The sequence below is a fragment of the Anaerorhabdus sp. genome (assembly GCF_036637135.1).
Lineage (GTDB): Bacteria > Bacillota_I > Bacilli_A > Erysipelotrichales > Erysipelotrichaceae > Anaerorhabdus.
Genome location: NZ_JAVWNC010000026.1, coordinates 1 through 20,242, shown reverse-complemented (window position 1 = coordinate 20,242; position 20,242 = coordinate 1). Strand labels below are relative to the sequence as shown.

At 32.7% G+C, this 20,242-nt stretch carries 25 protein-coding genes, 1 riboswitch and 1 other annotated feature; of the genes, 8 read left to right on the top strand and 17 right to left on the bottom strand.

The annotated features are described in order from the left end of the window. Positions 1–140: 140 nt before the first annotated feature. Entirely contained in the window at positions 141–1,415 is a 1,275-nt protein-coding gene (locus RR643_RS06425; RefSeq protein WP_332469576.1) for a glucose-6-phosphate isomerase, read from the bottom strand. Next, positions 1,412–1,774 carry a CvfD/Ygs/GSP13 family RNA-binding post-transcriptional regulator gene (locus tag RR643_RS06420; RefSeq protein ID WP_332469575.1) on the bottom strand — a complete coding sequence of 121 codons (363 nt, stop codon included), beginning with the start codon at positions 1,772–1,774 and terminating at the stop codon, positions 1,412–1,414. The genes RR643_RS06425 and RR643_RS06420 overlap by 4 nt, the downstream gene beginning before the upstream one ends. A gap of 74 nt (positions 1,775–1,848) precedes the next feature. Between RR643_RS06420 and RR643_RS06415 the strand changes: the two genes are divergently transcribed. From RR643_RS06415 to RR643_RS06405, 3 genes are all read left to right on the top strand, one after another. Beyond that, positions 1,849–2,325 carry a divergent PAP2 family protein gene (locus tag RR643_RS06415; RefSeq protein ID WP_332469574.1) on the top strand — a complete coding sequence of 159 codons (477 nt, stop codon included), beginning with the start codon at positions 1,849–1,851 and terminating at the stop codon, positions 2,323–2,325. Beyond that, complete coding sequence (locus tag RR643_RS06410; RefSeq protein WP_332469573.1) at positions 2,322–2,561, top strand: NifU family protein; 240 nt, start codon at positions 2,322–2,324, stop codon at positions 2,559–2,561. Before RR643_RS06415 ends, RR643_RS06410 begins: the two co-directional genes overlap by 4 nt. A gap of 201 nt (positions 2,562–2,762) precedes the next feature. Continuing rightward, on the top strand, positions 2,763–4,850 hold the full coding sequence (locus RR643_RS06405) for a glutamine synthetase III family protein (protein ID WP_332482717.1): 2,088 nt from the start codon (positions 2,763–2,765) through the stop codon (positions 4,848–4,850). A 56-nt stretch (positions 4,851–4,906) separates the two neighbouring features. On the opposite strand, the gene RR643_RS06400 is transcribed toward RR643_RS06405, so the two are convergent. Together RR643_RS06400 and ybaK are read right to left on the bottom strand one after the other, a co-directional pair. Next, positions 4,907–6,055 carry an AI-2E family transporter gene (locus RR643_RS06400; protein ID WP_332469571.1) on the bottom strand — a complete coding sequence of 383 codons (1,149 nt, stop codon included), beginning with the start codon at positions 6,053–6,055 and terminating at the stop codon, positions 4,907–4,909. 56 nt (positions 6,056–6,111) lie between these two features. Continuing rightward, positions 6,112–6,591 carry a Cys-tRNA(Pro) deacylase gene (gene ybaK, locus RR643_RS06395; protein WP_332469570.1) on the bottom strand — a complete coding sequence of 160 codons (480 nt, stop codon included), beginning with the start codon at positions 6,589–6,591 and terminating at the stop codon, positions 6,112–6,114. Positions 6,592–6,690: 99 nt separating this feature from the next. Continuing rightward, positions 6,691–6,778, top strand: a riboswitch (SAM riboswitch). Positions 6,779–6,852: 74 nt separating this feature from the next. Here ybaK and metK point away from each other — a divergent pair. Next, on the top strand, positions 6,853–7,938 hold the full coding sequence (metK, locus tag RR643_RS06390) for a methionine adenosyltransferase (RefSeq protein ID WP_332482716.1): 1,086 nt from the start codon (positions 6,853–6,855) through the stop codon (positions 7,936–7,938). A 34-nt stretch (positions 7,939–7,972) separates the two neighbouring features. After that, positions 7,973–8,770 (top strand): HAD family hydrolase, encoded by a 798-nt coding sequence (locus RR643_RS06385; protein ID WP_332469568.1) that lies wholly within the window; start codon positions 7,973–7,975, stop codon positions 8,768–8,770. A 17-nt stretch (positions 8,771–8,787) separates the two neighbouring features. Here RR643_RS06385 and RR643_RS06380 read toward each other — a convergent pair whose 3' ends face one another. Beyond that, a complete protein-coding gene (locus RR643_RS06380) occupies positions 8,788–9,273 on the bottom strand; it encodes a PTS system mannose/fructose/N-acetylgalactosamine-transporter subunit IIB (RefSeq protein WP_332469567.1) in 486 nt (161 codons plus the stop codon). Between the two features lie 86 nt (positions 9,274–9,359). On the opposite strand from RR643_RS06380, the gene RR643_RS06375 reads away from it, so the two are divergent. Next, positions 9,360–10,145: an endonuclease/exonuclease/phosphatase family protein gene (locus tag RR643_RS06375; protein ID WP_332469566.1), complete on the top strand. Its 786-nt coding sequence runs from the start codon at positions 9,360–9,362 to the stop codon at positions 10,143–10,145. Here RR643_RS06375 and RR643_RS06370 read toward each other — a convergent pair whose 3' ends face one another. Continuing rightward, positions 10,146–11,066, bottom strand: a complete 921-nt coding sequence (locus RR643_RS06370) for a DMT family transporter (RefSeq protein WP_332469565.1) — start codon at positions 11,064–11,066, stop codon at positions 10,146–10,148. A gap of 108 nt (positions 11,067–11,174) precedes the next feature. On the opposite strand from RR643_RS06370, the gene RR643_RS06365 reads away from it, so the two are divergent. Continuing rightward, positions 11,175–11,837, top strand: coding sequence for a Crp/Fnr family transcriptional regulator (locus RR643_RS06365; protein ID WP_332482715.1), 663 nt, complete (start codon positions 11,175–11,177; stop codon positions 11,835–11,837). 28 nt (positions 11,838–11,865) lie between these two features. Here RR643_RS06365 and RR643_RS06360 read toward each other — a convergent pair whose 3' ends face one another. The 5 genes from RR643_RS06360 to RR643_RS06340 form a co-directional block, all read right to left on the bottom strand. Continuing rightward, the gene (locus RR643_RS06360) at positions 11,866–12,075 is read right to left on the bottom strand and encodes a DUF1653 domain-containing protein (protein ID WP_332469563.1); all 210 of its coding nucleotides are present in this window, start codon (positions 12,073–12,075) and stop codon (positions 11,866–11,868) included. Beyond that, on the bottom strand, positions 12,068–14,785 hold the full coding sequence (gene ileS / locus RR643_RS06355) for an isoleucine--tRNA ligase (protein WP_332482714.1): 2,718 nt from the start codon (positions 14,783–14,785) through the stop codon (positions 12,068–12,070). The genes RR643_RS06360 and ileS overlap by 8 nt, the downstream gene beginning before the upstream one ends. A gap of 39 nt (positions 14,786–14,824) precedes the next feature. After that, positions 14,825–15,030, bottom strand: a binding site (T-box leader). Beyond that, positions 15,021–15,500 (bottom strand): DivIVA domain-containing protein, encoded by a 480-nt coding sequence (locus RR643_RS06350; RefSeq protein ID WP_332469561.1) that lies wholly within the window; start codon positions 15,498–15,500, stop codon positions 15,021–15,023. (Overlaps the previous feature by 10 nt.) An 11-nt stretch (positions 15,501–15,511) precedes the next feature. Next, positions 15,512–16,267 (bottom strand): YlmH family RNA-binding protein, encoded by a 756-nt coding sequence (locus RR643_RS06345; RefSeq protein ID WP_332482713.1) that lies wholly within the window; start codon positions 16,265–16,267, stop codon positions 15,512–15,514. Further along, entirely contained in the window at positions 16,257–16,664 is a 408-nt protein-coding gene (locus RR643_RS06340) for a cell division protein SepF (protein ID WP_332469559.1), read from the bottom strand. Before RR643_RS06340 ends, RR643_RS06345 begins: the two co-directional genes overlap by 11 nt. A gap of 185 nt (positions 16,665–16,849) precedes the next feature. On the opposite strand from RR643_RS06340, the gene RR643_RS06335 reads away from it, so the two are divergent. Beyond that, positions 16,850–17,329, top strand: coding sequence for a GNAT family N-acetyltransferase (locus tag RR643_RS06335; protein ID WP_332469558.1), 480 nt, complete (start codon positions 16,850–16,852; stop codon positions 17,327–17,329). Between the two features lie 66 nt (positions 17,330–17,395). Here the strand turns inward: RR643_RS06335 and RR643_RS06330 are convergent, their stop codons facing one another. From RR643_RS06330 to RR643_RS06305, 6 genes are all read right to left on the bottom strand, one after another. After that, the gene (locus RR643_RS06330) at positions 17,396–17,695 is read right to left on the bottom strand and encodes a YciI family protein (RefSeq protein ID WP_332469557.1); all 300 of its coding nucleotides are present in this window, start codon (positions 17,693–17,695) and stop codon (positions 17,396–17,398) included. A gap of 18 nt (positions 17,696–17,713) precedes the next feature. After that, positions 17,714–18,277 carry a YdeI/OmpD-associated family protein gene (locus RR643_RS06325; protein ID WP_332482712.1) on the bottom strand — a complete coding sequence of 188 codons (564 nt, stop codon included), beginning with the start codon at positions 18,275–18,277 and terminating at the stop codon, positions 17,714–17,716. Positions 18,278–18,301: 24 nt separating this feature from the next. Continuing rightward, positions 18,302–18,727: a DUF3795 domain-containing protein gene (locus RR643_RS06320; RefSeq protein WP_332482711.1), complete on the bottom strand. Its 426-nt coding sequence runs from the start codon at positions 18,725–18,727 to the stop codon at positions 18,302–18,304. A gap of 6 nt (positions 18,728–18,733) precedes the next feature. Continuing rightward, positions 18,734–19,207 (bottom strand): hypothetical protein, encoded by a 474-nt coding sequence (locus RR643_RS06315; protein WP_332482710.1) that lies wholly within the window; start codon positions 19,205–19,207, stop codon positions 18,734–18,736. A gap of 74 nt (positions 19,208–19,281) precedes the next feature. Further along, positions 19,282–19,887, bottom strand: a complete 606-nt coding sequence (locus RR643_RS06310) for a hypothetical protein (RefSeq protein ID WP_332482709.1) — start codon at positions 19,885–19,887, stop codon at positions 19,282–19,284. 68 nt (positions 19,888–19,955) lie between these two features. Then, the coding region (locus RR643_RS06305) for an ATP-binding cassette domain-containing protein (protein ID WP_332482708.1) at positions 19,956–20,242 on the bottom strand (287 nt) is incomplete at its 5' end.

Below are 20,242 nucleotides of genomic sequence, written 5' to 3'. Positions count from 1 at the left end.
TGTATCTCTATTCTCAACTTAGCTTTTATTTCTTTGATTTCTTCATCGGTTGACGCATTTTAATCATCATACATTTCTATCCGTTCACAAACACCACACATAATTTTCCCCTATTAAAAAAGTTGTTGGAAATCCAACAACTAATTTTTACCTAATAATCTAAACATGTTTTTCTTGTATACTTCAACACCAGGTTGATTGAACGGATTGATATCCAACATATAACAAGTAATAGCACATGCTCTAAAGAAGAAATAACACATGTATCCAAAAGTAAATTCTTTCATATCTGGTAATGTAAGAATTAAATTAGGTACATTACCTGTAATTTCATGGGCTTCAAGTGTACCTTTGCAAGCCATCTTATTTACCCAATCAAGACTCTTATTTTCAAGATAGTTCATGTTATCCATGTTCTCTTCATCATGTGGGAATAAACCATCCATTGTAGGATGTTCAACTAATAATAATGTTTCAAATAATACTTTTTTACCCTCTTGGATAAATTGTCCAAGTGAATGTAAATCAGTAGAGAAGTTAGCGCTACAAGGTAATACCCCTAAACCATCTTTACCTTCTGATTCACCAAACAATTGTTTCCACCATTCCGCAACCATTGCCATTTGAGGTTCATAAGTTACAAGCATTTCTGCATCTTTACCTTGGTTTTGTAAGATACGGCGGCATACAGCATATTGATAAGCAGTATTTGTATTTAAGTTTGGATCTTGTAGATCATCAAATGCTTTTTGTGTACCTTTGATCACTTCTTCAATGTTGATTCCCATAATTGCAAGTGGTAATAAACCAACAGCTGTAATGACTGAATAACGGCCACCAATATCATCAGGTATAACAAATGTTTCATAACCCTCTTTTGTTGCAAGGTCTTTTAATGTACCTTTTGCTTTATCAGTAGTTGCGATGATACGTACTTTACATTCTTCTTTTCCGTATTTCTTTTCCATCATTTGTTTTAGCATTCTAAATGCCATTGCCGTTTCTGTTGTTGTCCCTGATTTAGAGATAACATTTAAAACAACACTCTTATCTTTAATATATTCTTCAACTTGTTTGAAATATGTACTTGAGAATGTATTACCAATAAATATAACTTCAGTACTATTTTTAGGATAAATACCTTGAATCATTTCAATTGCAGCACGAGCTCCTAAATAAGATCCACCAATACCACAAACTAATAAAACTTCAGCTTTATCTTTTACATTTTCAGCTACTTTGATGATGCGTTCAAATTCTTCTTTGTCATAGTGGTACGGCCAGTCAACCCAACCAAGAAAATCATTACCAGCACCCGTTTTAGTCATAAGTGCTTCGTGGCATTGAGTTACTTTGTCTTGATAACTTAAAATATCTTCTTTTAGAAATGCGTGTGTACTATCGAATTGAATCATACATTTTCCTCCTTGGCTTCTTCAATCCATTGATCCATTTTGTCGCGAATTGATTGGAACCCGATTTTCATAACAGGAATGGTTCCCATCTTTTGATATTTTCGTTCTTTTCTGAATCGATTTGGTTGTACTGCCTTAAGTGATAGTCGAGCTTGATGTGTTTTTTCATCAAAATCGATGATTTTAAAGCGTACTGTATCATTGATTGATACAAAGTTTGATACATCTTTTACATAGCCATCACTGATCTCAGAAATATGAACTAAACCCTTCGTATTTTCATCAATAATGACAAATGCACCATAGGCTTGAATGCCTGTTATTTTACCTTCAACAATTTGTCCTATGTGATATTGCATATGATCACCCCTAACCTTTAATAGTATAACACAACATTCTCAAAGTATGCTATACTGTATAGCGAGGTGGAAGAATGATAAAAACACTCAGTAGCATGTACCCTTTCTGGGCCTGTCTAATCGCAATAATCACTGCTCAACTCGCTAAACCCATCTTTGTTTATTTAAAGAGAAGAGAATGGGATTGGAGTGAAGTATTCGCTAGTGGCGGATATCCTAGCTCACATACTGCAGGCGTTGCTGCCCTTAGTTTAGCCGTAGGTCTACAAGAACAATTTTCTAGTACAATATTCGCTGTTTCTCTTGCATTTGCACTCATTGTTACTTATGATGCTGCGAATGTACGTTATTATGCTGGGCGTAATATTCAAATTACGCAACAACTTATTAAAGACATTCAAGTACTAACAGAAATGAAATTAGAAGACCCTATTTACCTAACAAAAGTAAAAGAAGTTCTTGGACATAAATGGATCGAAGTTATCGGTGGAATCTTTCACGGGGTTATCGTAGCTGGTGTTATTTATTTCTTAGGAGTTAGTTTAATATGAAAGAAAAAATTATAGAAGTTTTGGAAAAGATACGTCCATACATCCAACGCGATGGCGGAGATGTAGAATTTGTCTCAGTTGATGAACATGGAGTTGTTACAGTAAGAATGCTTGGAGCATGTGCAGATTGTCTATCCCTTGATGCAACATTAAGTGATGGTATAGAAGCAATCTTGCTTGAAGAAGTAGAAGGCGTTACCGCTGTTCGACTTGAAGAAACTCAACAATTATTTTAAAGGCTAGTGAAAATCGCTAGTTTTTTATTTTGCTTAATTAAGTAATCATTATCTATTTCTTTCATATTTTCATAAATATTTTAACTAATTACAGTTTTTGTTAATTTTTTTTGCTATTTCGTGAATATTTTTCACTTTTTTCTTCTTTTTTAGAAATTAATATGAAATAATTGACATATATTTTGAAAAAAGGAGAATTTTATGAAATTTGAGACAGTGTTTGATGATTTTGGCTCATTAGTATTTAGTGAAAAGGTCATGAAAGAACGTTTACCATACCCAGTATATGCACAATGGAAACAAACTATGACAAAAGATAACAGTCTTGATCGTAATACAGCGGATGCAATTGCACACGCTATGAAAGGTTGGGCTTTAGAAAATGGCGCTACTCACTTCACACATTGGTTTCAACCTCTTACTGGTTCCACAGCTGAAAAACATGATTCATTTATTGAACCTGATGAAAATGGGGAACCTTTATTGCGCTTCTCTGGAAAATCGTTGATTAAGGGTGAACCCGATGCCTCAAGTTTTCCAAGTGGTGGTTTACGTGCTACCTTTGAAGCACGAGGTTATACTTATTGGGATTGTAGCTCTCCGGCATTTATTAAAGATAATATTCTATGTATACCAACTGTCTTTGTTTCTTATCATGGTGAATCCCTCGATAAAAAAGCTCCTTTACTTAAATCTATCGAGGCGGTGGATAAAGCTGCTACTCGCTTAGTGAATCTACTTGGCGACAAGGATGTTAAGCATGTTAATCCAGTAGTTGGATTGGAACAAGAATACTTCTTAGTTGATATGGAGCTTTACAAAAAAAGACTTGACCTTCGTTTTACAGGTCGTACATTATTTGGTTCTAATTCTGCAAAAACTCAAGAATTAGATGATCATTACTTTGGAAGTATCCCCAGTCGTGTATCCGACTTCATGAAAGAAGTTAATACAGAATTATGGAAACTTGGTATTTATGTTAAAGCAGAACACAATGAAGCAGCTCCTGCACAATTTGAATTAGCACCTGTATTCACCAATTGCAATGTTGCAGTCGATCAAAATCTGCTTGTCATGGATATCTTAAGAAAGATTTCAAGCAAACACAACTTTGCATGCTTATTACACGAAAAGCCTTTCGCAGGATTAAACGGATCAGGTAAACATAATAACTGGTCACTGTGTACTGACACTGGTCAAAATTTATTTTCTCCAGGAGATAAACCTGCAGAAAATATTCGTTTCTTAGTCTTTATGTGTGCATTCATTCAAGCAGTCGATGAGTACCCTGAATTATTACGCATGGCTGCATCAAACGCTGGTAACGATCATCGTCTTGGAGCAAACGAAGCACCTCCTGCAATTATTTCAATTTACTTAGGAGAATATATCGAAGAACTCTTACTCAATATTTCTTCCAAAGAAGTAAAACGCACACAAAAAGAAAATGATTTAAATCCGATTTTAGGTCTTTCTTATATTCCTCGTGATAATACCGATCGCAATCGTACATCACCTATGGCATTTACTGGTAATAAATTTGAATTTAGAATGTTAGGTTCATCTATTTCAGCTTCTACTGTAAATATTGTAATGAATACAATGATCGCGAAAACTTTAGATGAAATATCAAACAAACTTGAAGGAATTAAATACATCCAAGATGTACGTGATAAGAGTTTAGAATTATGTAAGAAAATCATTGTAGATCATTCACGCATTATTTTCTCAGGTGATGGTTATTCTAATGAGTGGGTAGAAGAAGCAAAGAAACGTGGTCTACCAAATATCATTTCTTATATCGAATCAATACCTTCACTTATTGAAGAAAAATCGATTCGTTTGTTTACCGATTATAAAATCTATACAGACAAAGAATTACATGCTCGTTATGAAATCTTAAATGAAGATTATTGTAAAACTATTGAAGTTGAAGTTCGCACTCTTCTTCAAATTATCAAGCGTGAAATATTACCACTTTTAGTCAAAGAGATTCAACAATTACTCCCATGCCTAGGCTTAACAGGTTGTCCAAACTACATTCAAAATCGTTATCAAGAACTTACACATCTTATGAATGATTTAGATACTAAACAAGAATTGTTGCACCAAACATTTGAACATGTGCTTACAATTAACAATAGCCATGATCGAGGTATTGAAAATTACTATAAGATTGCTCCATTGATGAAAGAGATTCGAGAAACAATCGATTCATATGAAAAAATATCTTCAGAAGAAATTTATAATTTACCAATTTATGGTGAATTACTATTTGGAAATCGTTAGTTAAAAAAACTTACCGTCGATGTGATTGATAAAATCACAAGCGGTAAGTTTTATTTTTATATCTCTTCAACTTTGAGTTTCTTTTCTTCAAGTCGAGTTTGTACATACTCCTTAATTACAATATAGACTACAGAGAAGAGTGGAACACCTAAGAACATACCCACAATTCCAAAGAATCCGCCACCAACAATAATAGAAAACATAATCCACAAACTTGGTAAACCTAAACTATCACCTAGAATATAAGGACCTAAGATATTGCCATCAAATTGTTGTAAAGCTAGAATCCATAGCGCAAACCAAACAGCACTGATTGGATTTGCCATCAGTAGAATAAATATCCCTGGTATAGCTCCGATAAACGGGCCAAATACTGGAATCATATTGGTTACACCTACAATAAAACTAATTAAAATAGCATACGGCATCTTAAAGATAACCATACCTACAAAACAAATAATACCAATAATCAAACTATCAATAAACTTACCAACTACAAACGAATTCAACATGTGTGTTGTTAATCGAGTTAATTTAATCACTTTGTTTGATACGCCTAGTGGGAAAACAGCAAATAAGAATTTCTTAAACTGTAATCCAAAACGTTCTTTTGATAACATGATATATACCGCAATAAATACTCCCACAAAAAAGTTTAGAATACGAACAACAAACACCATTGAATAATTTAATATTTGTGGTAAGTATTGTTGCATACCACTTATTGTAACATTTACAATTTGTTCGCCATACGCAAATAAATACTCCAATAAATTTTCGTAGAATGCTGAATTGATAGATAAATCAGAAATAAACATTTGTGCTTCTTCGATATAGTCACCCATGGCACCCGATAAAGTCATCACACTTGTGTATAATTGTGGAATAAGTAGAGCCAAAATTCCGCCAACCAAGATAACTAAAAACATAATTGCACACACTACCCCAATAACTCTTTTAAATGATGATTTAATTTTAGAGTTTTTTAGTAATTTAGATTCAACATAGACAACAATTGGTGTTAAAAGAAATGCAATTGCCATACCAAAAATAAATGGCATCGAAACATTAATAAATTTACCTACCCAAAACATGATTTCATTAAATCGTGATAATAGGAAGCAAACGATAACAATAATTATACCTGCAACTGTAAGTGCTTTGGTTAGTTCAACAGTTTCTTCTTTAAAATTATATTTCATCATCTTATACCTCATTAGTATTCTAACATTTAAACAACTTATTCTCTAGTTAAAACCCGTCATTCTACAACATCATCGAATTGAAACTGAATTATTTTTAATAAATCATCCACATTCATTTCGATTTGATATCCAATCTTACCTCCACTAAACAAAAGCGTATCAAAGTTTTTAGCTGTTTCATGAATTGTAGTTTTAAAAAATTTTTTCATCCCTATAGGTGAACACCCACCATGAATATAACCTGTTAGGGGTAATAATTCTTTTGATTTAATCATTTCAATGTTTTTTTCACCCACACATTTTGCAGCTTTCTTTAGATCCAACTCACAATTCGCAGGAATCATAAATACATAATACATGTTGGATTTTCCTATTGTTACCAATGTTTTAAATACACGATTGGGATCTTGATTTAATAGCTTGGCTACCTCAACTCCACTTAATGCAACATCATCACTAAATGTATGAATCAAATATTGAATCTTATGTTTATCCAAGATTCGTGTTGCATTTGTTTTCTCAATTCCTTTTGACATGAACTCACTTCTTTCTATACCTTTCTATTATAGAACATTTTTTAAATAACGAAATGATGTTATTGACTTCATTGTATCCTTATGGTTTAATAAGTAAGTCATTTATCAAGAATGGTTTAGAGGGTTAGCTCGATGAGACCATACCAACCTGCTTAAAGTAAGGTGGTAACGCTAACAACGATAAGGAAGAGAGAATCCGAACTTTTAATGCCTCTTTCTTAGGGGCATTTTTTATTTGATACAAATGACTTGGAGGAAAATATGAAAACAATTTTTACTAGCGAATCAGTTACAAGTGGACATCCAGATAAAATCTGCGACTGGATTGCAGACCACATTCTTGATGAAGCAATTCGTCAAGATCCATCAAGCAAAATGGCAGTAGAAGCTACCATTAAAGATGATTTCATCTTAATTTATGGTGAAGCAAACACAAAAGCAAATATCGCTTATGCGGATATTGCAAAATCAGTATTAAAGAAAATCGGTTACGAAGAAGACTATGAAGTATTAGTCAAAGTAAACAAACAATCACAAGAAATCTCTGATGCAGTTGATCATGATACCATTAGTGCAGGAGACCAAGGAATTATGTTTGGCTTTGCGTGTGATGAATCAAAAGGATATATGCCTTTAGCAATCGATACAGCACACATGCTTGCGAAACGATTAGAAGAAGTAAGACGAAATAATCCATCATTAAAACCTGATGGCAAAACACAAGTCAGTGTTGAATATGAGGATGATAAACCAGTACGCATTGATACAATCCTGGTATCAACTCAACACTCAAGCGAAATAAATCAAGAAGATCTTAAACAATTAATCATTAATGAAGTTATTCTTCCTATCGTTAATCCTGAGTTAATTGATGAGAATACGAAATTCTTAATTAATCCAAGTGGTTCATTTGTCCTTGGTGGTAGTTTTGGTGATAGTGGAACTACTGGAAGAAAAATCGTAGTTGATACTTACGGTGGAAGTGCTCCAATTGGTGGCGGATGTTTTAGTTCTAAAGATCCTACTAAAGTAGATCGTAGTGCTGCCTATTACGCTCGTTATGTTTGTAAGAATTTAGTTGCGAATGGATTATGTAAGAAATGTCAAATCGAACTTGCCTATGCAATTGGCTGTCCAAATCCAGTATCTATTAACATCGATGCATTTGGTACAAGCAAATATACAAATGAAGAACTATTGGCAATCGTAAATCGCAACTTTAACTTCTCTGTTTCAAACATCATTGATGAGTTAAAACTACGTAATCCAATCTATACTCAAACAACAAATTATGGTCATTTTGGTAAGCCATATTTACCTTGGGAACAAATCATCTCTCTGAAGTAATTTGTGATATAATAATTTGGAAAGTGGGGTAGTTATGGTACGTTTAATAGTTTCAGATATGGATGGTAGTTTGTTAAATAGTAAAAAAGAATTGCCTCATGATATATTCCAAGTGATTGAAGAAATTAATGCTAAAGGATTAGAATTTGCAATTGCAAGTGGTCGTTCTTATGGTTGCCTTGTACAAATGTTTGAACCAGTTAAAGATAAAATTAGCTTTATTTGTGATAATGGTGCTTATGTTGTTAGTAAAGGTAAAGTATTGTTTTCATCAAGTATCAATAAAGAGAAATATAAATTCTTTATTCAAGAAGGAAGAAAACATGAGAATATCTACATGACGGTATGTGCACCAACAAAAGCCTTTGTAGAAAACTTAGATACCATTCCTGAAGAGGCAATGGAAGAAATCAATCACTATTATTCCTATGCAGAAGAAGTCAGTGATTTGTGTAATGTGGATGATGAAGTACTTAAGATCTGTTACCTTGACTTAAGTGGTGCTGAAACAAATATCTATCCTGCATTAAAACCATTCAGCGCTAATCCACGTGTTGTATTATCGGCAGATGTATGGGTTGATATTGTTAATGAAGACGTCAATAAGGGGCATGGTTTACTAACCCTTCAAAATGAATTGGCTATAGGCAAAGACCAAACTGTTATCTTTGGCGATTACTTAAATGATTTAGAATTATTTGATCATGCTGATTATAGTTATTGCCCAAGTAATGCGCATGATGATATCAAGGCAATCGCAAAAGGTATCCTTGGTCATCATGATGATTGGTCTATTATAAATAAAATCAAAGATATCATAAAAGAAATCTAGTTATCCACAATGGACAACTAGATTTTTTCGTTAATTAAGTCTATTAGATTTACTTTTTCCTCTGTTGGTACAAGTTGCGAAGTAAACTTAATACCTGAATTATTTAGTTCTTTGATTAACGCAATTTGTTCATCACTTAATCGTACTGAGCGTCGTATTTGAATACCACCCTCTTTGTTGTTGAGATTTCCAACATTTACTTCTGGGAAGATATATCCCAATGAAGTAATTTTTTTTAATGTTTTAATTCCCTTCATGACAATGAAAATTCGATCATCTGGGTATGCTGGTTCTAGAAGTTTCTCTACAGCTCTATCCGCAGCTAAAATTGTTAGCTTAACAGTTTTAGGACAAGCCATTTTCAAAGCTACTTGTTGAACCTCATCTTGAGAAGCACCATCATCAATCACAATAATCCGTGATGCATTTAAAGTGGACGCCCACACCGCTGCTACTTGCGCATGAACCAAACGTTCATCAATTCTTACATTTACTATTTCCATTATCATCACTCCTATAGTAATAATAGCCATTCAAATGTCTTGTGTCAATCATTGTTAGATGGAGTATAATATGGATGGTGATAAAAATGACAACTTATCGTGTTGCAACCTTTAACTTAAAAAATGATATGCCCCTAACTAGAAAGTTTTTAAGATGGGATACAAGAAAGCATGCTGTCATGGAATGCATACGCTATATTGATGCCGATATCTTAGGCGTACAGGAATATACTATACAAATGGCTAGATCGTTATCTCCCTTAAAAAATATTTACACTTCTGTTGGAGCACCACGGAATAAAAATCCAAATGATAAGAGCGAGCGTACTGATATTTTCTATAAAAAAGAAAAATTCAATTGTTTAGAATATCGTACATTTTGGTTATCAAACCATCCAGACCGTAAAGGCAGCCGCTTATTCTTTTCTCCATTTCCTCGTATTTGCACTATGGCTAAACTTGAAGATAAAAAAACAAAAAATATTCTATGGGTATTCAACACCCATTTAGATCATTTATTACCATTTAATCGGAGTAAAGAAACAGAAATACTTATCGAGACCATTAGAAAAGAGAATGACATTAAAAATATCATTCTCATGGGTGATTTAAATACAAATATTGAATCCAGCGCAGTTAAGAAACTACTAAACAATCCAACATTACCATTATTTAGCGTATATCATCATATCAATCCTTCAAATACCATGCATTATGGAAGTGGGCGACTAAAGGAAAATAAATTACCTATTGATTATATCTTCGTTGGTAAAGAGTTTAAAATTAACTCCACAGAGATTATTAAAGAAGAATATGAAGGATTATATCCTTCTGATCATTATCCTGTTGTAACCGAAATCGAGTTTAAATAATTATTCTACAATTTCTTGATTGGATTGTAGGATTTTTTTGGTTTCCTTATCCAATTGGTTTTTACTATATACCAGTTCTAATAATATTCCACATGCTATTAATATTCCTCCAACAAAAGATGTATTGTTGACACTTAATCCTAGAACAAGGTCAATACAAACTCCAGTAAAAATTTGCGAAATAAATACCAATACAGTTAGTTTAAATGCGGGTACCTTCATTACTGTAATGTTAGACAAGAACACAACAAGTACACCCAATGCTCCTCCTACATAGACTATAGGGTTACTTGGTAATACAATTTGGCTTGGTATGATTCTAAGTTGAAATGCGATGACTGCGATAAGTATCGTAATGGGTAATCCCACTAAATGGTTTACAAGTGAACATGGTAAGTCTCCAATATCTTCTGCTAACCTTGCGTTTATTGTACGATTTAAAACAACCGCAATTCCAGATGCGATGGAAATGAATACAGCAACCATCCCAACCAATACAGAATTATCCAACATCATAAAAATACCAATCAAAGAAAATGCTAAAACTACAACATTTGACTTCTTAAGTGGTCGTTTTTCCATTTGAAATAATCCAAATGAATCAATAATAAGCGATATCACCAATTGTCCTAACAATCCTAACGCAATTATACTAGTCATGCTTATTTGACCAAAAGCCACATTATTTGCGATTGTTGTGAACGCTCCAATTGACCCACCTAAATAAAGCCATTTCGGTTTTGTACCAAATAAGTGTAGTGGTATTCTTTTTAACTTACATAGTAAATAAGCAAACAAGACTCCAACAACATGTATCACAACAATTGCGATGTACAAGTTTGTATATTGTGTTAATTGCCCATTTAGTGTAATCATTATCGCTAGAATAAACCCGGTTAGTAACGTCAACATCGAATACATACACTCACCTCTTTGTTGTATTATATCGTAGTATTACATTTTGTACATAGGACATTTGTCCTATACCTGAAGTTAAAGTTTTGATATGATTACTTCAAGAGGTTCAATATGATAAAAACAAATCTAACAAAAGAATATAAAGAAACGCTACTCACCTATGGATTATCCATTCGTAATTTGGATTCTTGTTATGTTTCGTCTTATAAGCAAGGTGAAATAGTTATCCAAGAGAATGAACCTCTCAATTGGATTGGTATTGTATTACAAGGGAAAGCTAAGGTATGTTGTTCATCATCAAATGGTAAAAATCTCGTTTTATGCTATTTTGTATCCTCAGGGATAATAGGTGGCCTTGAAATGATGTCAAATACACCAAATGCAACAGCTTCAATGATAGCTCTAACTGATTTCAAATGCATTGTCATTCCAAACAAAAACAATAGTAATCTACTTAAACAAAATATTCATTTTTTAAATCAACTGTGTTTTGAATTATCCAATAGCTTAGTACGAAGTTCCAATAATTTTGTATCATCTTCATTACACACGGGTGAACAACGTCTTTGCTCCTACATCTTGGAAACCTCATCTAGAAATTTGTTTTGTGATGTTCTATCCGATGTAGCATGTTCCATCGGATTAAGTTATCGCCACATGTTTAGAATCTTAAATCAATTATGTCTTGAGGGTATCTTAGAAAAAAAACAATCAGGGTATCAAATCATTAATAAAAAACAGTTAGAACTCAAAGCAATCAACAACACAAAGTAAAAGGTGTGGCAATATCGCCACACCTTCTCTATTTATCTACAGGTCTAAATCGTGGACCACAATAACCATCACGATTTACTTCTTCTTCCCACATTGAAATAGGTCTTACCCACATTTCACGATTTCCATAAAGTTGTTTATACACAACCATTTCTTCACATGTTTCAGAATGTTTTGCAATACCAATCACTTCATATTCTTTGCCTTTGAAGTGAATGTACTTACCTGGTTTAATCATTTAGTACATGTTGGCAACGAACACATAATCCATCTTCTGCATGATTATCTGTGATATTCCAACAACGAGGACATACAACCCCTTGCGCAGGAGTTACAGTAATTTTTCTTTCATCCGCTTCTTTAAAAGTTACTTTACTTACGATCAACCATTGAGCCACTTGTCCTTGTAATGTATCTGTAAGAAGAGTTTCGTCTTCTTTAGAACATTCAATAATAAGTTCTGCTTCTAATGGTTTACCAATAACTTTATCCGCACGAGCAAGTTCTAAAGCCTTTAATGCTTCAACACGAATTTCATGCATCTTCTCAAATGTTTCTTTTAATGCATCCGCATTGTCATATGTTTTTACTTCTGGGAAGTGAGTATAGTGAACAGATTTTGCTTCATCACTACCAAACTTACTCCATACTTCATCCATTGTATAAACAAGAGATGGAGCCCAACATTTAGCTAATGTGTCAATCGCATCCCAAATCACTGTTTGAACTTGTCTACGACGCAATGAATCTTTCTTATCAATATAAAGAATATCTTTTGTAAAATCTAAGTAGTAACTACTTAATTCATTTGTCATTAGATTCATTAATGCGCTCGCAACCGCAAGGAAATCAAACTTCATGTAGTTTTCTCTTACCGTTTTCACTACATCATTTAATAGAACTTCCATGTATTGATCAACAGGTGTTAAGTTTTCGTAACTAATTCTATCTTTTTTAGGATCAAAATCTTCTACATGAACATTACCTAACATGAATTTAAATGTATTACGTACTTTACGATATTGTTCAGAAACTTGTTTTAAGTTTTCATCTCCAATACGCATATCTTGTTTAAAGTCGACAGTAGTTGCCCATAGGCGGAAAATATCGGCTCCCATCTTATTAATTACTTCCATTGGATTTACTACATTTCCAATAGATTTACTCATTTTTTCACCTTTAGAATCACATACATAACCATGAGACAAAACATTTTTATATGGTGCTTGTCCATGAATTGCAGTACCAATGATCAACGAAGAGTTAAACCATCCACGGTATTGATCAGATCCTTCAAAATATAAATCTGCAGGATATGGTAATCCTCTAGCTTCTAATTCATTATGTGAACTTCCTGAATCAAACCAAACATCCATGATGTCTTTTTCTTTTCTAAATTCACCATTAGGTGATTTTGGATTTGTATATCCTTCTGGCAATAAATCTTTAACATCACTTTCAAACCAAATATTACTTCCATGTTCATAGATTAACTTAGAAATATGTTCGAAAACTTCTTTCTCCATGATTGGAGTGTTGTCTTCGTTATAAATAATAGGAATTGGTAATCCCCATAAACGTTGACGCGAGATACACCAGTCACCACGATCACGAATCATATTGAATAAGCGAACTTCTCCCCATTCATTTTCCCAACGTACTGACTTGATTTGTTCAAGTAATCTTTCTCTAATCTTATCAATTGATGCAAACCATTGAACAGTTGCACGGAAAATAATTGGTCTTTTTAAACGTTCATCATGTGGATAACTATGTGTAACAAATTCCAAATGCATTAAGTTTCCTAATTCATCTAGTTTTTGTCCAACTACTTTATTCGCATCATCTACAAATAAGCCTTCTAAGAAATCTCCAGCTTCTTTCATCATGCATCCTTTTTCATCAACTGGACAATATGCTTTTAGACCATACTTCATACCTACAAAGAAGTCATCTGCACCATGTCCTGGAGCTGTATGAACACATCCTGTACCATCTTCATCAGTAACGTGATTACCTAAGATGATAAGGGATGGTCTTTCTGGATAGAAAGGATGTTTAACAGTAATATATTCTAATTCTTTACCTTTAAATGTTTTTAAAATACCTTGATTTGTTAAACCAAACTTCGCAAGTAATTCATCTACTTTCTTTTCTAAGAAAATAAGTTTACCTTTTTCAGTTTGTACTACTGCATAATCAAATGCTTCATTTAAACAAATAGCTAAGTTTGCAGGAATAGTCCAAGGTGTCGTTGTCCAAATTACAAAACGTTCATCACCTTCTAAAACACCCTTACCATCTAGCACATCAAATGCCACAAAGATTGTAGGATCTTTTTTATCAATGTAAACAATTTCAGAATCTGCAATCGCTGTTTCACTTGCAGGTGACCAATAAATTGGTTTTAATCCTTGATAGATTAATCCATCAAGTGCCATCTTTGCGAATGCATCAATTTGTCTACTTTCAAATTCTTTCTTCAATGTAATGTAAGGATGATCAAAATCTGCAATCGTTCCTAAACGTTTCATTGTTGCTTTTTGAATTTCAATTTGTTCGTATGCATATTCTTCACATTTCTTTCTGAAATCTGAAACAGGCATTTCTTTACGGTTTACACCTAACTTTTGAATTGCATTTTCAATAGGTAAACCATGTGTATCCCATCCTGGAAAGAATGGAGTGTAATAACCATTCATTGCATGAGAACGATTAATGATATCCTTAATAACACGATTCATTCCTGTTCCTGCATGTAGATTACCATTTGCATATGGAGGACCATCATGAAGAACAAACAACGGTTCACCTTCATGTGCTTTTAGAATTTGGTTATAGTGATCATTCTTTTCCCATTCTTCTAAAATTCCTGGTTCCTTTGTTGGTAAATTACCTCTCATTTCAAACTCTGTTTTTGGCATTAATAGCGTGTCTTTGTAGTCCATATTTACTTCCTCCTTTGGCAAATAAAAAACGCCCTCAAATCTAAGGACGTGTTATACGCGGTACCACCTTAGTTCATAGAGATTTCTCTATGCCCTCAATTCCTTAACGCGGAATACGAATTTCTCTACTTTGTTCAAGAAATCAGTTCATAAGTGATATCTATCTTATATCTTCTATCTATTTTCACCAACCATAGACTCTCTATAATCCAATATAAGTAGCATGTCTTAATCCTTACTTTTTAAATTCAAAATTCTTTATCCATTCAACTTCTGGTAACTTCGGAATTTCGAAGTCATCTATAGCTTGAATTAGTTGTGATAATTGCTCATGCATTTCATCTTTCATAACACTTGCATCTGTAGAAATACGTCCTAAGTCAGACAGAATAATTCGAGCAGTTGATAATGCTTCTCTAACAATTGAATCAGCATTTGACTGAGCTGAATCAATAATAATATTTGCTTCTTTTAATGCGAGTCTTGCAATATCATCGGCAGCTTTCTCTTTAATTGATAATTCACTTACGATGACTTGATATCGATTTCTTACAGAATTTAGTTGTTCTGCCAAATCTTGAATTTCTTTTTCGTATAGCGCAAGCTTACTTTCGAGAGTTTCAATTTCTGTAGCATATTCTTCAATAGCATCATCTACTGCAAATCGATCATAACCATTTTTCATCAACCGAAATTCAGGTTTAATCTTCGCCACAAAATCACTCCCTAACTATACTTTTCAAATTCAATCAAAATACGGTCTTTTCGTGTTGTCTTTAGTTTACCTAGATAAATAAATTTACCTACTCCCCGTATCGAAATCGTATCACCATTATTACACAATTTGCTCGTTTCCTCAAGTGTTTCATGGTTTACTCTTACTTTTTGGCTTACGATGTACTCTTGCGCAATTGAACGTGATTTTTGAATCATTGCACTCACCACATTATCTAATCGTTCACTACTAATTGTAGTCGTAAATCGTTCTTTTTTAACAATTTGTTCATAATGTTGAGCTGAAACCTTAAATTCAATATTTGAACGTTTAATCTTCGTACAGTTTTGAATTATATAATCAGCTTGTTTCTGTGATGTATAACAAACAATCATATTGTCATTTACCCACAAATCCCCTAGCTGATTTCGTTCTATTCCAATATTCATTAATGCACCTAGAACATCCCGATGACCAATCGTTTCAAACTTTGTGTTGAACGTAGCACATAAACAAACAACAAGAGAAAAGTCATCTTCACTAAAGAAGACGACTCTTTTTAAAGTTGCATTCGGATAACCACCATCCATGCGATAAGGTGTTTGCTTACCACAAATCTTCTCTACTAAAGCACATTCAGTCTCATTGAGAAAAGGTGTAATGATTGGTTTATGATAACGCTCAGATTGATCAATCCAATCTTGAACACGCGCAACAAATGATTCATTTCCCTTATAATGTTCTAAGAATAAATCGTTAATTTTCATCTTGGTCTAAACTAATTTCACCATGAACACCGATAGTACGTGGTGTACATAAAATTACATTATGACCAATTTTTTGAATTGTTCCATCAAGTGCAAATACAACACCTGTTAAGAAATCAATTGTTCTTTGTGCATATTCTCTTTGAAGACGGTGTAAGTTAACAACTGCAGCACGTCTTTCTTTTAAGTGACGTCCTACTTCTTCAGCTTCTTCAAAACTTCTTGGTTCAAATAGAACCATCTTCGTATCACTGCTTACTTTTGTAACACCTTTAGCTTTTGGTTGTTCATATTGGCTAATAGTTCTAGCTTCTTCTTCAGTGAACTCTAACTCTTCTTCCATGTCTTCATCATCAACTGGTGCGATAAAGCCCATTAATTTATCTCTTAATCCCATTTCAAGACCTCCAAATTTACATAATCATTATATCACACTTGGTTTTGTTTCAAAGTTTTTTTTCATTTTAACCTTTGTTTATCGCCTTTTTTATCAATTTTATGTAAATATTAGTAACTTCACTGAAAAAAGTAGATATTCTTTTCAATTTTTTATATACTAACATCAATGAGTGGAGGAGAGTTATGTCATTTAATATTCGTATTGCAAGAGAAGATGAGTGTTCTATTATCGGACAATATATCCGAAATATCGCTGCCTATGAAAAGATGAGTGATCAAGTTATCTGGACAGATGAGCAACTATACAATGAATTATTTGTAGAAAAAAATGCTTATGTTGTTTTTGGTGAAGAAGATGGTAACATCGTTGGTTTCGCGTTATACTTCTTTAACTATTCAACCTTTGTAGGTAAAAAGGGTCTTTATGTTGAAGATGTATTTGTATTAGAAGAATATCGTAAAAAAGGCTATGGCAAAGAATTCTTCAAATATTTAGCGCAAGTTGCGGTTGAAAAGAATTGTGGTCGTATGGAATGGATATGTCTAGATTGGAATCAACCATCAATCGACTTCTATACAAAACGTTTAGGAGCTATTCCTATGGATGAGTGGACAGTTTATCGTTTATCAGAAGACAAAATTAAAGAAGTTGCAGCAATGTAATCAATAAAAGCTATTGTCTATATCATTGAGTTATCTCAACGATTGAACAATAGCTTTTTCTATTACCTAATATAAATAATTATTCTCTCTATCTGCAATTTGAATTACTTTTAAGGAGTAGGTTGCAAACCCTTCAATTACAAGCGGCTCACGTTTACACAACTCATCTGCTTCTTCATAACTATTTGCATTTAGAATTATCATCCCTGCAACGCCTGGATATTTCTTAAATACACCACACTTATCGAGATAACCTTCATCATCTAATTTTCTTAAATTTTCTATGTGCCTTTCTAAAGCAACTTTAGTTAGTTTATTATAATTCTTAGTTTTTTCTATGAACATAACATATTGATATTTTTCCATGAGTTTCTTCCTTCATTTCTACATTGGTTTTAAATTTTGATTTAATCTATCAACTATCCATGCAATTCTTTTTTGTTTGCCAGCTTCTGTTTTTGGGTCCATAAATGCTTTCGTGTATGTTTTTTGAACTGATGGTGACATTAATTTAAAATTTGAATATGCAGGTTCTATGCCTTTAATTACCTCTATTAACTGATATAAATCATCATGCTTAACTTCAATTGTATTATTTGTATCCCATTGTCCATTCTGTTTAGCTTCTAAAATTTTTTGTTTTCCTAAATCTTTTATTAATCCCTTCTTCTCAAGTAGAAGAACAAGTTTTTTATTTTTTTCTGACCACTTACTGTTTTTTCTTCTCTTTGAAAAATATTTAATGTATGAATTATCATCAATGCTTTTCATTTGCCCATCAATCCAACCAAAACAAAGAGCCTCTTCCAGTGCTTCAGTTGCAGTAATTGATATTACTTCCTTGGATTTTTCAAATGCAATCCAAATACCACTATCTAAGTTTTGATTTACTTCTAACCACTCTCTAAAATCTTGTCTTTGGGAAAACCTATATGTATTTTTATCCATATTATCCTCTTTAAAATTCTTCTTTTACTTACGTAGATCTAACTTCTTCGTTTGACATTCACTACATTCATTGTCATGCAATGAAATGATTCCTTCACAATTTTGGCAAGTATAAACTTCAGTTTGTTTTTTCATAAATTCATTTAATCCATTCTCTATTACAAATTTACTGTTCGCAATTAAACTTGTTTGATAGCGTTTAAGATAGCTTTTTTCTAATTTTTTAATTAACAAACAAGGAAACTCTTCACATTGAAAACAATATGTCCAACCTTTCTCTTTAGTGCATTCTTTGATTTTACATTTTCGACAATGTTCTGGTTTTCCTAAATCACTGTTTAAACATCCTTGGCATGGTTTAGGATGATAACAATGTTTGTAACAAACTGTGCAATTCATACCACAAGGAGCAAACATTGTATTACTCATTTTCTTATTATTTAACTTCATGTCTTATTAAATTTCTTTTTTATTTTCAAAATCAAGATTGTACACGGTAGCACCATGATCTTTAAATATTGTTGCTTTTGTAATATGAATAGCTAAAATAACACAGTTCTCATCTTGTTCATTATTTGCTGCATCATACCAATCAGCAAATGTTTTGCGTACCTTTGCTCTTATGTCCGCATTCTTTGGATCCAATACCCATCCTAAATTTTCGCCAATACCTATCCCTGTTATTCCTTCAAAACATACAGAAAACGAAACTACATTGTTATTCACAATCTGTTTCATCTTATTTGATAAACCATACGTTGTAATATAGAAAACTCCATCTTCATAATGTGCATCTACTTCTCTAATTTTTGCATAGGGTTTTCCATTTGAACTTGGTTCTAATTCCATGGTAGATATTGAAATTACATTGTCCTTATTATTACCACATGTTGATTCTATTAATTCTACTCCCTCTTCAAATCGATTCATTGTCTTTCTCCTTTTGCATGTAAATTATTTATATCATATGTACTATGACATCTAGTGTCAAGTTTATGTTGTTTTTATACTAACTCCACATTGATTAGGTTACATAAAGTAATTAAGTTATCTTTTGTTAATACCAAAGAGTTGTTCAACTTTATAACCACAACCCGTGATTTATTCAAAAAGAAAATAGAATTCTCTAAATTCCCTGTTGGTTTTTCATCTATTTTATATAGTGAATATGCATCATTGATCCCATAGTCACTTAAATCAAGTTTAACAAGTTGATGTTGTGCTAATCTCTTTTCTTCAATTTCATGATTTAGTTGATGTACCGCACTATCATTCGATATACAATCATAAATTGATATTTCCATTCTTACATAACTATTATCTTCTGTCTGCGCTGATAAAGATAAATTGTAGATTATATCACCAGAGTACTTTGTTCTAGTTGTCATTTTTTCCACAGTATTTTCATTAAATCCAATTTCTTTTAATGAAAATACTTCTGGTATGTCTTGAACAGTTCTTGAATTCAAATAAGAGAAAGACCCAAAAAATACAAATAAAAAAAGTTTTAACCAAAAAAACGATGAGGTTGATTTATTCAGTCTTTTTAAATCAAAAAGATCATTTTCAGTAACTTTATCATCACTTAATCTTGGTTTAATATACTTCATTGGCATTTCCTTCTTATTCTTACACAGTTGATACATTGTTTGCTCATATTTTTATTTTATCATCGTAATTATTTATCACTTTCAATTACTTTATTAAGTGCTGAAAGATCAATTTTATACTCACAATAGTCTCTTACTTCCTTATTATGAGTTACAATTACAACTGTTTTTCCTTCATTTGAAAATTCTTTAAGCATATTCATAACTATCTTCATATTAGCATCATCTAATGATGCAGTAGGTTCATCCGCAAAAATAATATCTGTATCTTTTAAATATGCTTTGACTAATGCGACTCTTTGCTGTTCTCCACCTGATAACTCATATATCTTTCTTCTAGTTATATTCACTAATC